Origin of the sequence: Streptomyces zagrosensis (genome assembly GCF_014203645.1) — a bacterium.
In the GTDB taxonomy this organism is placed as follows: Bacteria; Actinomycetota; Actinomycetes; order Streptomycetales; family Streptomycetaceae; genus Streptomyces; species Streptomyces zagrosensis.
Genome location: NZ_JACHJL010000009.1, coordinates 245,620 through 258,379, shown reverse-complemented (window position 1 = coordinate 258,379; position 12,760 = coordinate 245,620). Strand labels below are relative to the sequence as shown.

The following is a 12,760-nucleotide window of genomic DNA, read 5'->3' as shown; positions in this document are numbered from 1 at the left end:
CCCCGAGGGCTTTTCCACAACCCCCAAAGCGCCCCCACGCCCGAAGAAGCTCGCACGCCGGGCTTGTGTCAGGCACCGGCGTTCGCCAGCAACCGTTCTGGGTAGTGCGCTGCCAGCGTGCGCCGTACGCCCTCGCGCCAGTCGATCTCACAGCCGCCGATGAGCTTGTGCCGCAGCGTCGCGTCGAACTGGTACGTCTCACGGGTGACCTCGCTCGGCACCAGGCGAGGGGCAATGCCCGTCAGCTCCTCCAGGTAGCGCACGCAGTCGGTGATGCCGACCGGTTCGTCGCCACCCCAGTTGACGACGGTGGCACGGCGCGCGGCCACCTCCCACAGCAGCGGCACCTGGCGCACCAGGTCGTCGGTGTAGAGCGGCGAGCACCAGTTCTGGCCCTCGATCGGCACCGGTATGGGCTCGCCCGCGAGCATGCGCTTGAAGTAGAGCATCGGCACACCGCCGTAGCCCCCGGGGCCGTAGGCAATGTTCAGCCGGGCGATGGTGGTCGGCAGGCCGAGTACCTGGGCGAAGGCGCGTGCGGTGCCCTCGGCGGCGATCTTGGCAACGGGGTACGGGGGCAGCCAGTCGGCCACGCCGTCGATGGGGTCGCTCTCGCGGTACGCGTGGTCAAGGGTCTGGCGCGCATAGAGGGCGCCCGTGGACACGTACAAGAACGCCTCCGCGTCGCGGCAGTGCGTCATCAGGCGCCCTGTGGCAACGGAGTTGGCTTCCACAGCCGCGTCGAAGTCGCCGTCTTCGCCGCGTCGGACGGCGGAGTGGATGACGTGGGTGAAGTCGGTGGGAACACCGTCGAGCGCGGTCGGTGACATGTCGTTCATGTCCCAGTGCCAGGTGGTGATCGCACGCTCGGTGAGGGCGCGCTCCACTCCCGGGTCGCCGAAGCGGCCAAGGCACCACACCTCGTTACGCTTCGCCAGGGCCTCGGCCACCGGCCGGGCGACCTGCCCCGTGCCCCCCGTGACCAGGATTTTCTTACCTTCCACCGGTTCTCCTTGGTGTTGTCTGTCGCGAATCTCTTCCAGCGCCGCCCGGGCTCCAGGCGTCACCATCACCGCCCGCACGCCGCGGCCCCACGGCCCGTCTCATCCGCTCTCACCCAGGGCCCGATCGAGTTCGCCTCGCAAGATCGCCTGGAAGGTGGCCACATGGCGCGGGCCGAGCATGGTGTAGTGCTCACCAGGCACTTCGACGTAACGATTCTTCGAGCGGGTGTGCTCGTCCCAGCGGCGAAGTTCGTGCGCGAGCCAGTCCTCCTTGGTACCGCGCAGCGGGATGGCGTAGAAGACGGTCATCGATTGGACGGTTCCGGTGGGCCGGTAAGCGCGGCCCAGCGTGGTGAGGCCGCTGGCGAGCTCCGCCCACTGGGTGAACTTCGCCAGGTCCAGATCGAGTTCGCGCAGCCGGTGGGCGGGCGCCAGGTCGAGCAGTCGGGCAAGACGGCGTTCGGCGGGCAGCGTGCGGAGGGTGGCTGGTAGCTCCAGTGACTGCTTCTTGCCGATCAGGTCGAGGAAGAACGCCAGGTTGGTGGCGGTTTCCACGAAGTCGAGTTCGTCCATCCGGTACTTGATATGCGGAGGAAGGTTGAAGCTGCCGACGAAGTCCACCCGTTCGCCCTGCGCCTCAAGCTGTTTGGCGATCTCGAAGGCGACGGCCCCACCGTAGGAGTAGCCCGCGACGGCGTACGGGCCGTGCGGTTGCCGGGAACGGATGGCGCTCACATAGCAGTCGACCATCTCGGCGAAACTACCGAAGGGCTGCTCTTCGGCGTTGAAGCCCCGGGCGCGCAGTGCGTAGAACGGCCGGTCGTCGGCGAAGTAGCGGGCGAGGTTGACGAAGACCAGCACCTCGCCGACCCCGGGGTGCACACAGAACAGTGGAGTCTTGGCGCCGCCGGTTTGCAGCGGCACCACGGGGTCGTACGCCGTGGGGCCCAAGGCGCCGGCTCCGCCGACGTCGAGTCGCGCGGCGAGTTGCCGAACGGTGGGCGCGGTGAGCACGGTGATCACCGGCAGGTCCGCGACGGCGAGCCGGGCCGCGACCAGGCGGCGCAGCCGCAGGATGTCGAGCGAGGTGCCACCGAGGTCGAAAAAGCTGGCGGTGGCGCTGATGTCAGCCGGGTCACGCTCAAACAACTCGGCATAGATTTCGGTGAGTGCCTGCTCCGTATCGCCCTGTGGCGCGGCATAGCCACCGAGTTGACGTCCCGTCAGATTAGCGACGGCGGCGATGGCATCGTCGTACCCACCGGACTCCAGGCGGTCGCGCATCCGCTGCCGTAGCGTCTTGCCCAGGCTGGTCTTGGGGAAGGCCGTTGCGGGCAGCGGCAGTACATGCACGGGCCGAAAGCCCCAGTGCGCCACGACGGTGGCGCGGACGGCGGTCAGCAACCGGTGCAGCGCCGCGCCATCGCCACCGCCATCGGGCGAGTCCGGATGGAAGGCCACCACGAGGTGCTCGGTGTCGTGCCCCGGTTTCCGCGTGGGGAAGGCGGCCACATAGCCACCAGCAACGCCGTCCAGGCGCTCGATGGCCGCCTCGATGTCATGGCTGAAGTAGTTGACGCCATTGACGATGATGCTGTCCTTACTCCGCCCGACCAGGGTGAGCCGCCCCGGGCTCGGGGCCTGACTCACGAACGCGCCCGGCGCGAGGTCTGGATCAAGGTCTGGAGCGAGGTCTGGAGCGCGCACGCCCGGCGCACTGGCCCCGAGCACGCTCGGCTCCCCAGCCGTGAGGCCGTCGATGCGGCCCAGATCCCCACTGCGGAACCACCCGTCAGCAGTGAACGCGCGTGCCGTTGCGGCCGGGTCGCGATGGTAGCCGTCAGTGATCATCGGCCCCTGGAGCTGGAGCTCACCGACCTGCCCCGCCGGCTGTACGCGACCGTCCGCGTCGGCGATGCGGATGCGCAACCCGTGGACGGGCTGACCGAGGGAGGCAAATTCCTGGCCCGCGTCGGCGTGCGGGAAGGCGCGGGAGTAGATGCTGCCTGCGCACGTTTCGGTCATTCCGAAGGCGGGCCACAGGGCGTCGCCACGCAACCCGTACGGGGCGAACCCCGCGAGGAACGTTTCCCCGGTGGTACGTACGTTGGCCTCGCCACCGCTCACGATGTGCCGAAGCGAACGAAGGTCGATGCGCTCAGCGCCGGCCTCTGGCCCCGTCTCGGCTTGCTCCCTGGCCGCGTTGAGAAGTCCGAGCAGGAAATTCGGCGTGAAGGTCATGGTGATGCGATGCCGGGAGATCACCCGAAGGAATTCCAGCGGATCGCCGAGGATCGTCGCACTGTACGCATGGAATTGGTCCGCGCCCACCGAGAGGGGCAACAGATGCGCCTCAAGGAGCGCGGCCACATGATCGAACGATATCCAGTTGAAGGTTCGGTCCGCGCCAGTGAGCCGCTGCCGCTCGTTCTTCCCCGCCATCGAAGCGAGGAGGTTTGCATGCGTGAGGCGTACGGCCTTGGCGCGGCCCGTGGAACCCGAGGTGAGCACGAGCAGAGCAAGGTCGGCCGAGCCAGAACGGGGCATCGGCGCGGCCTCACCTCCCCAGGCCGCTCCCGCGCCCTCCCCTACGGCCGCTCCCGCGCCCTTGGCCCGACCCTGGCCCTGGCCTTCGCTCTCGCTCACGCCCTCGCCCTGGCTTACGCCCTCACCCTGGCCTACGGATGCCGTGCCTCCACCGCCCGAGACCCCAGCTCGCCCCGTCGCGCCATTGCCATCTTGCGGCGCCGACTCGGCGTACAACTCCTCAAGGCACGCCACGCGCACCCGCTCAACCTGCGGTGTCGTGGTGGCCATCGCCTCGGTGGTGAGCAACAACGGCCCATCAAGTAGCTCTCCCACGTGGACGAGTTGGGCCCGCCAGCGGTCCGGGTCGCCCGGGATGGACGTCAACGGGCAGGGCACGAATCCGCCGAGCACACAGGCCCAGAATGCCGGGATGAACTCCCGTGGCCGCTCCAGGAGCAGTGCCACCGTGTCGCCCGGGGCCAGCCCGCGGCGGGCCAGCCCCATCGACAGTGCCCGCGCGGACGCGAGCAACTGGGGATAGGACTGGAATTCCGGCGGCCCCGACGAGCCCTCGCGGAGATAGCTGATACCGGAATCTGGATGACGCTGCGCCGCCTGGGCCAGCAGTTGCACAACGGATGTGCATCTCGTCGCCTCGTCGGGCGCCGGGCCCGTCACCATATGAGTCTCCATCGCCCCCACTGACTCCCTTTCCCGTTTTCCCGCAATGTCCCTCCCACTCCCGCTAGCCGGTCCCTTACGACACGAAGGCCCGTCACATAAGGGCCGCCGCAAAAGGGCCAATGCATGAGGTCCTGCCGTTTGGGAGCCTCACAAGAGGACCCATATGGGGGCCCGTGTGAGGGCCCCCATGAAGGCCCGTATGAGGATCAACGCAGGACCTGCATGGGAAAAGAAAACTAGCAGTCGCGAAGGGTCGCGCTCCCTCCCGCGGGAGCACTCCCGAGCGAGCTTCAGCGCACGCCTACCGATCCGAGAGTGAGACCCGCTCGCCCCCATAGCGCTTGACTTCCGCCATCCGCGATATATCGTGTGTAGCGGTAGACGCGATATGTTGCGTCCATGCTCCATCTTGGGGAGGTCCCGCATGTCAGCCCGGTCCGAGTGGTCGCTCAGTGCGCCACAAAAGCTCACGTTCGACGAACCGGTCTCCGCGCTGCATGTGCGCATCGTGAGCGGCACCGTCAACATCGTCGGCACCGACTCCGGCCCTGCCAGCCTCCAGCTCTCCGAGATCGAGGGCCTTCCGCTGGTGGTGAGCCTCGATCACGGCATCCTGAGCATCGCGTACGACGATCTGCCCTGGAAGGGCTTCCTCAAGCTGCTCGACGGCAAGGGGTGGCAGCGCTCGGCGCACATCACCCTGACCGTCCCGACCGACACCCGCGCCGAGGTGGGCGCCATCAACGCCGCGGCCGTCATCTCCGCACTGAGCGGGCGCACCGAGGTGCGCGGCGTCTCGGGTGACAGCACCCTGGTCGGCCTCACCGGGGACGTGCGGGCCGACACCGTCTCGGGCCATGTGGAGGCCCAGTCGCTCGGCGGCAGCCTGCGCTTCAACTCCGTATCGGGCGGGCTCACCGTCATCGACGGCACTGGGCCCGCCCTGAAGGCCGACTCGGTGAGCGGTGCCATGGTCGTGGACATCGCCCCGGCGGCCACGCCCACCAGCCTCTCGCTGAACACCGTCTCTGGAGACATCGCCATCCGGTTGCCGGACCCGGCGAACATGGCGGTCGAGGCCCACACCGCGAGCGGCACCCTCGCCAACGCCTTCGACAATCTCCGAGTGGCCGGGAGTCCTTGGGGCGACACGTGGGGCCCATGGGCGTCGCCCAGCGGCACGGGCGGCAAGATCACCGGCAATCTGGGGCGGGCGCGCGGACGGCTGAAGGCCGCCAGCGTCTCGGGCGCCATCGCCGTACTACGTCGCCCGCCATCGGAAGAGTCGGCGGACGCACCGGTGGACGCACCAACAGCCGGTGCCCCATCCGGCGCCGACTCGGGCCCCCACGCACCGCCCGGGCCCTCCGTGCCCACCGGGCCCGCTACCCCCACCGGGCCCGCAGCTCCGGATACCCCCACGGTGCCCCACCCGGCCGGCGATCGGCCCCACACCGACGATCGTCACGAGACCCGCCCGTCCGACAAGAAGGTCCTCTGATGCCTCCCGTCTTCGCGCACGGACGCCTGCGCCTGTACCTGCTCAAGCTGCTCGATGAAGCGCCGCGCCATGGCTACGAGGTCATCCGGCTCCTCGAAGAACGGTTCCACGGCCTGTACGCACCATCGGCCGGCACCGTCTATCCGCGGCTGGCCAAACTGGAGGCCGAGGGCCTGGTCACGCACACCACCGAGGGCGGACGCAAGGTCTATTCGCTCACCGACGCCGGGCGTGCCGAACTCGCCGACCGGGGCGGCGAGCTGGCCGACCTGGAACTGGAGATCCGCGATTCGGTCGCCGAGTTGGCCGCCGAGATCCGCGAGGACGTACGCGGCTCCGCCAGCGATCTGCGCCGCGCGATGCGGGAGGCAGCCGCCCAGGCTCGTACCACGGGCTCCGCAGGCACCGATGGCCGCTCCACCGGCCGGGACCACCCGACCGGCACGGACAGCACCACCAGCAAAGACAGCACAGACAGCAGGGGTGGCAGGGGTGGCAAGGCGCCCTGGGAGGGCGGCCCGTGGACCGACTCGGAGGCATGGCGGCAGGCGAAGGAGGAGCTGCGGCGCGCGAAGGAGGAGTGGAAGGAACAGGCACGCCGCGCAAAGGAGGAGAGCCGCCGCGCCAAGCAGGATGCCCAGCGCGCCCGCAAGGAAGCTAAGGACGCGCGGGACTTCGCACGCGAGGAGGTCGAGCGGATCGCCCACCGGGTGCAGGAGCAGACCCAGGAGCACCTGCGGACCGGGGACTGGCAGGGCGCACTGCGCGAGGGTCTGTCCGAGGTCACCCGCGCCATGACGCGGATGACCCAGTCGGATCATCCGTGGGCGACCAGCACCGACCCGGCGAGTGATGACGCCATCACGGTCGAGCGGGCGGACGACGCGAGGCCGCAGTCGAACACCGCGACAGGCAGCACGCCGCCGCCCGGCACGGCATCGTTCGGCAAGGCTGCGCCGGGCTCGGCCGGGCCCGGCACGGCATCCGATGACGCGGCAGGCGCCGATGCAGCATCCGATGGCGAGGCAGGCAGGTGGCCCGAGTGGGCCACGGTGGACGACGACACGTCCACCGACCCGGCTCGCGATCTTGAGCGGTTGCTCGACCGGTTCCGTGACGGCGTACGCGATGCCGCCCGCGACCATGGCGTCACGGCCACCCAACTGGCCGCGATCCGGCGCCAGCTGGCCATCGCTTCCGCCCACGTGGACGGCGAGCTGCGACGCGGACGAAACGGCTGAGGGCGGCCAGTGCGAGATGAGGGCCGGGTGCTGGGCGGGTGGGCGCCGGGTGCTGGGGGCTGGGGGCTGGGCCTTGGGCGCCGGGCGTTGGGCGTGCCGCTTTCGGGGCGACACCGCAGCTAGGGCATTGACTTCACCCTTGGTTTAAGTATCAGAGTCGTGGGTGCGGGCCTGCACCGGGCTCGCACCCACGACGCATAAGGAGCACAGTCATGGTGTCCCCGTCCCGCCTCAGCGCTCTTCCCCACGTCACTCGCCCCGACGCGGGCACCATCCTGATCAGCCCCTGGGTGGTGTCCGACCCGGCGCACCAGCGCCCCGCGGCGGACTCGGTGGTGGACTCCTGGGAGCGACTGGACCGCCCCGCCGCCATGCTGAGCCTGACCACGTTCCTGAGCGAGGACGGTGGCCATGTCCTCAACTACGCGCAGTGGACGAACGACGCCGACCACCTCACCTTCGTACGCACCCAGCGCCCGGCCCTGGTCCGTACGATCGACGACGAGTTGCCGGGCATCGAGCGCCCGGGGCTCACCCGCTACCGGCTGCACGACAGCTACCTCGCCCCTGCCGACGACTCCGCGTCCGGCACCGACTCCCCGACCGGCGCCGTCGTCACGGTGGACTTCGAGACCGATGGGCCAACGGCCCAACACCTGCTCACCGACACGGTCGTTACGGGCCTGCGCGAGAACCCCGTGCCCGGCCTCATCGCGGCCCACTTCCACGCGAGCACGGACGGCACCCGGGTCCTGAACTACGCGGAGTGGACCACGCTCGACGCCTGGCGGGACTTCACCCGCAGCACCACATCGCACAACCTGGCCAAGACGATCGCCACCCTCCCGGGCATCCACCCGCTGGGCCCGACGCCGTATCAGCCGTACCGCAGCGTGGTGAACGTTCCGGCGCCATGACACGCCCACTCCCGCGGGCGGGCGAGCGGACCTCAGGAGCGTGCGGTTCCGCCGGGTATGGGGGCCGGCTTCAGGATGAGGAGCGCCCGTTGGTCGCGGCGGAGTATCACCCAAAAGGCCACGGCCACCCCGATGAACGCCGTGCAGAGCCCGACCGGAATCCACACCTGGAGGCTGAGTCTCGTCTGCGAGGCGTACGCCCAGCCGCTGCCGGCGAAGACCGTGTCACCCTCGGCGACCTGTGGCCCCTGAATATCGCCCATGCTGGTGCGGCCGTCAGCGAACTCCCACTCTCCTTCGCAATGTGATGGCTCCGTACCGGGGCCACCACCGTCCGCGCAGCGCTCAACAGTTTGCACCGTGGCACTCTCGCCGGTGGCGAGCTGTTGGGCCTGTCGCCCGATGAAAAGACCGACCACGCACACCACGAGAACCAGCAGCCCGGCCCCGGAGAGCAGCCCGGTCACGCCGCTGCGGCGCGTCCCCGCGGCACGAGCTGGCTTGACCGCACCCGGCGACGTACGCCTCACCCATCTCCTCGGCTCGCTCAACACCCGCGCACCCCCCGTACGTACCGTACCCGCGGCCGACATACCCGGCGAGAGTCCGCGAACACACTGATGAGCACGACATGGGCGCGACGAGGCCCGCGGCACGCCCCGCGGCGTCATTCCACGGCGCGCAACTCACTCGCGGACACTCCGCGTAGGAACACCGGGATGGTTGCCGCAACGGCCACCGCGAAGGCCAAGAAGGCGAACCGCACGCCGCACCACTCGGCGAGCACCCCCATCAACCCGGCGCCCAGTGGAAGGGCTCCCCAACTGAAGAGTCGGGCCACGCCGCTGTAGCGGCCCATCATCGCGTCGGGCACCACGTTCTGTGCGATGAGGCGGGAGTTCACGGCCCACAGCGTGCCTCCCATGCCGCCCACGAACGCCGACAGGACGACGGCCCACAGCGCGGTGGTGAACGCGGGCACGGCCATCATCGCGAGCGTGCCGAGCAGATCAGCGAACATCGCCCAGCGGCGGCCGAGCAGCCGGTTCACCCAGGTCACGGTGATGGCACCGACCAGCCCGCCGACCCCGAGCCCGCTCAGCACCATGCCGTACTCCTGCGGCGAAAGACCCATGAGCCGGGTCGCGACCAGCGGCAGCAACGCCAACCAGGCGCCCCAGCTTGCGCAGAGCACGGTCAGGATCAGCGTCGTGGTCCGCAGCAACCGGTGCTGCCACAGATAGCGCAGCCCCACGCCGATCTGTTGATGCACCGGAGGTTGGTCCGCGACCTGTTGTTGTGCTGCGTGGTGCTGTGCTGCCGGCGGCTCTGCCGCGGGCTGGCCCGGTGCCGGCTGGTGTTCGACCAACCGGTCCGCCGCCGGTCGAGAAGGCTCGCGCACGGCCCGGAAGCGGCCGGTGAGCAGCAGCAGGATCAGGCTGGCGACGAGGTAGGTCACCCAACTCGCGCCGAGTGCCACGCCCGTACCCGCGGCGACGAGCAGCCCGCCGACGAAGGGGCCAGCGAATTCGTTGGCGGCCGTCTCCGCGCCGGTGATCCACGCGTTGGCGCGCTCGCGCTCCGCGCGTGGCACCACGGCGGGCACCAAGGCCGCGGCCGAGGTGAGCGCGATGACCTCGGCAACCCCAAGGACCACCCCGGCCACAGCGAGCCCCCACAGCGTCACGCCCCCCGCCGCCACAGTCAGCAGCAGCGCGCCGACCGCGAGCAGCCGCATGCCGTCCGCCAACCAGAGCAGCCGACGACGGTCGGCCCGGTCCACGAGGACGCCGACATGCAGTGCCACCAACAACCACGGCAGCGTCAACGTGAGCGAGACCAGCGAGATCAGGGCCGGCGAGTCGGTGATACGGGCCGCCATGAGGGGCAGCGCGATCTTGGTGACCCCATCCGCCAGGTTGGTGAAAACGGTGAAGACCAGCAGCACCAGGGTGTTACGCCCCCGAGGCTGCGCCTTCCCCGGCGGTCCCACTGGCGGGCTCGTGCTGCCGGCGCGGCATTCCGCCAGCGATGTGGTGGCAGGCACGGCATCAACACTCATCGGACAGTCCCCTCCCCGCGAGCTAACCACCTAATGAGGTTAGCGGGTTATTGGCGGTGAGCCTGACATGGACGGTCAACGCCGTCAACCGGTAAAGCGCTTTGCCGGTTAAGTCGAGGTAGGGTGGCAGGACAGCGCAGGACAGCGCAGGAGAGACGGAGGCGGCAGCGTGCACGAGGAACCGGCGACAGCCCGACTGGTTGAGGCATTCGTGAACACGGTCGATGTGGACCTGGGCACCGACGACCTCAGCGCGCCGGAGCAACTCACCGAGTGGCTGCACACGCAGGACCTACTGGAACGGCCAGGCCAGGCCGGACCGAGCGATCTCGAACTGGCGCTGCGGCTGCGCGCCGGCATGCGCGAGAAGCTGGGCATTTCCGTGGGAGACCAACCGGACGCGTCCCTGGTCGCCGAGGCGGAGCGAGCACTACGCGACCTGCCGCTCCTCGCCACCATCGGCGGACCGCCACCATCCCCTCCGACGAGCCCCGCGGACGCAACGGCCGGCAGCGACAGGGGCGGCGGCGCCCGCGTGTTGGTCCCTGCCCCCGGAATGCCCGCCGTCAGGCAGGCCCTGGCCGCGGTGGCCGTCGCCTGGAGCGAGCTGCTCATCACCGGCGATGCCGCCCGCCTCAAGCGGTGCGCGGAGCACTCGTGCGCCTGGGTCTTTTGGGACGTGTCCAAGAACCGCAGCCGCCGCTGGTGCTCCATGCGCGTGTGCGGCAACCGCAACAAGGCCCGCCGCTTTGCGGCGAAGCGCTCGACCGACGCGGCAACGCCCGCACCCCCAACGGCCTGACCACCCCGGTCGCCCCGACCATCTCGATCACCCACCTGGCGAGTGACCCAACTTCCGCGCACGCAACGGCAGGTGACTGACTGTCAGGGTACGTCTGCATCTGGTTACCCGTCAGGACAGCAATCGACACGCCCGGGCGGCGGCACCATGACCACTCGCGCCGCGCGGGTCATTGCACCCCGTATAGCGCGATTTCTTGCCACGTGATGAGCAGCCCAACACGACGCTGCGCAGGCGTGTACTCCCTCGGGAGTACCGGTAATCCGGAGCCGACCGCGGTCTGTTTCGACGGCGTTTCGACGGCCAGAGCCCGTTGGAGAAGTGGGCCGCCGCAGCGGTCCAACAGCAGCGGCCCGAGGGGGAACTCAACCCGGTACTCGCTGGTGCAACCGGGTCTGACCTGCTGGTTTCTGGGATAATCGGGTCTGGTCTCGACCCGTTGCAGCGGTGCGGGACCATCGCCCGGATACTGTGGACGGTCGAATTCCACGCGGCGAGGCTCGCCGCCCGGCGCCCGAACCGCGCCTGAGCGAAGCGTCCGCCGCCGGCCGGAGATGCCAGCGCGCACTCCGCAGGGCGCACTACCCCCGCCTTACGGAGGAGGCGTATCTCCGCCCTGGGCGGGTCGTGCACGGGCCATCTGTGGGATGTACTGGGAGATCCAGTGGCCGCGTCGCCTCGTGTGACGCTCACGACGCGGAAGAGGGAACAGTATGTCCTTGCCCGCCGCCATCACGGTGGAATATGACTCCGCCCCCGAGGCCGACGAGCTGCTCTCACACGAGCTGGCCGACCTTGTGGGCCTCGACATGACCGAGGAGTGGCCGGCCGCGGACTCCGCAACGCGGCGGCCTCCCGAAGCAGAGTCGCCATCGGAAATCGCGCGGGCGGATACGGCAAAGGCCGACGCCTTTGCCTTCCGCGGTGTCGTCGTCGCTCGGGCCGGGTCCGAACTAGCCGGCTGGGCAAGGCTGTTGCAGCCGCCGGGCGAGGCAGCGGCCGTCGTCTTCGACCACATACTCGTCCCACGAGTGCGCCGGCGACTGTCCGCCGGGCGCTACGCCGTGGACGGGGACCCGGCCGAGCTGGCGGACGAGCGGGAGTTGCTGACCCTCCTGCTGCAACACGCCGCCACCCACGCCAAGAGACTCGGCTTCGCCACCATCAACTGGAACGGCCCCGACACCGACCCCATCGGCCTCGCCGCCGAGGAACTGGGAGCCCGCGTCGATGCGGAGCTCGGCCGACACTGGACGGTGCCTGACCTAAAGGCGTGGGCCCCACCGCCCGGCCTTCCGCAGGTGACGCTGCGCGCCACGGCACGCCCGTTCCCAGCAGGCCCGGACATGGCAGTTGAGGCATACGTCCGGTTGTACAACCACGTCCACGCACAGGACACCGGCTACGGGGATCACACCGACCACGAGCTCATCGGCGCCGTCCCCGACCTGGGTGAGGACGGTGCGGCGCTGGAGCCGTGTCCGGGCAACCACGCCGAGGCCGAGCCTCCCTGGGACGCCGCGGGCATCGACGCCTATCTGACCGACCTCGCGCCACAGGGCCATGTGCTCGACCTACTGACCGCGGACGGCGCGCTCACCGCCCAGCTCGCCGCTGGCCTGGCCGACGATCGAGCTCTCCTGGAGGTCACCGTGCCGCGTGACGCCTCGCCGGCTCAGTTGGCCGCGGGCATCGCCGGGTTGATAGCCCACCTGCGTGCGGCCGACGCGGACGCAACGGACCTGGACATCCGCGAGATAGCCGACCCACCGCTTCGCCAAGCAGCGGAGCTGCTCGGCGCCCGCATCACCAGCCGCTGGCAGGCGTACGCGTTGACACTTTGAGCCCCCTGCCGGTCCACCCCGAGTCCCATACGTACGCCGAGCACTCGCCGCCATCGGTCCCGTACGGGCACCACTGATCGGCGCGCGCAACCGGCACGCCGACCTCCACCATGTGCTGCGTCACACCGGCAAAACGCACCGGCAAAACGCACTAGCAGAACGCACTGGCAGAACGC

At 69.7% G+C, this 12,760-nt stretch carries 9 protein-coding genes; 5 read left to right on the top strand and 4 right to left on the bottom strand.

Translation table 11 applies throughout. The features are described from left to right. Positions 1 to 68: 68 nt before the first annotated feature. Together FHS42_RS19035 and FHS42_RS37255 are read right to left on the bottom strand one after the other, a co-directional pair. Entirely contained in the window at positions 69 to 1,004 is a 936-nt protein-coding gene (locus FHS42_RS19035) for an NAD-dependent epimerase/dehydratase family protein (protein WP_312866940.1), read from the bottom strand. Between the two features lie 99 nt (positions 1,005 to 1,103). Then, the gene (locus FHS42_RS37255) at positions 1,104 to 4,214 is read right to left on the bottom strand and encodes a non-ribosomal peptide synthetase (protein WP_246494965.1); all 3,111 of its coding nucleotides are present in this window, start codon (positions 4,212 to 4,214) and stop codon (positions 1,104 to 1,106) included. 427 nt (positions 4,215 to 4,641) lie between these two features. Here FHS42_RS37255 and FHS42_RS19020 point away from each other — a divergent pair, with 427 nt between their 5' ends. The 3 genes from FHS42_RS19020 to FHS42_RS19010 all read left to right on the top strand — a co-directional run bounded on the left by FHS42_RS19020 (position 4,642) and on the right by FHS42_RS19010 (position 7,876). Further along, positions 4,642 to 5,718, top strand: coding sequence for a DUF4097 family beta strand repeat-containing protein (locus tag FHS42_RS19020; RefSeq protein ID WP_184573436.1), 1,077 nt, complete (start codon positions 4,642 to 4,644; stop codon positions 5,716 to 5,718). Beyond that, a complete protein-coding gene (locus tag FHS42_RS19015) occupies positions 5,718 to 6,959 on the top strand; it encodes a PadR family transcriptional regulator (RefSeq protein WP_184573435.1) in 1,242 nt (413 codons plus the stop codon). The genes FHS42_RS19020 and FHS42_RS19015 overlap by 1 nt, the downstream gene beginning before the upstream one ends. Before the next feature lie 212 nt (positions 6,960 to 7,171). Continuing rightward, on the top strand, positions 7,172 to 7,876 hold the full coding sequence (locus FHS42_RS19010) for an ABM domain-containing protein (protein WP_184573434.1): 705 nt from the start codon (positions 7,172 to 7,174) through the stop codon (positions 7,874 to 7,876). Positions 7,877 to 7,908: 32 nt separating this feature from the next. Here the strand turns inward: FHS42_RS19010 and FHS42_RS19005 are convergent, their stop codons facing one another. Together FHS42_RS19005 and FHS42_RS19000 are read right to left on the bottom strand one after the other, a co-directional pair. After that, positions 7,909 to 8,406, bottom strand: coding sequence for a hypothetical protein (locus FHS42_RS19005; RefSeq protein WP_184573433.1), 498 nt, complete (start codon positions 8,404 to 8,406; stop codon positions 7,909 to 7,911). Positions 8,407 to 8,543: 137 nt separating this feature from the next. Beyond that, the gene (locus tag FHS42_RS19000; protein WP_184573432.1) at positions 8,544 to 9,938 is read right to left on the bottom strand and encodes an MFS transporter; all 1,395 of its coding nucleotides are present in this window, start codon (positions 9,936 to 9,938) and stop codon (positions 8,544 to 8,546) included. 169 nt (positions 9,939 to 10,107) lie between these two features. Between FHS42_RS19000 and FHS42_RS18995 the strand changes: the two genes are divergently transcribed. Continuing rightward, complete coding sequence (locus tag FHS42_RS18995) at positions 10,108 to 10,740, top strand: CGNR zinc finger domain-containing protein (RefSeq protein WP_184573431.1); 633 nt, start codon at positions 10,108 to 10,110, stop codon at positions 10,738 to 10,740. Positions 10,741 to 11,453: 713 nt separating this feature from the next. Continuing rightward, the gene (locus tag FHS42_RS18990; RefSeq protein WP_184573430.1) at positions 11,454 to 12,584 is read left to right on the top strand and encodes a hypothetical protein; all 1,131 of its coding nucleotides are present in this window, start codon (positions 11,454 to 11,456) and stop codon (positions 12,582 to 12,584) included. Positions 12,585 to 12,760 lie beyond the last annotated feature (176 nt).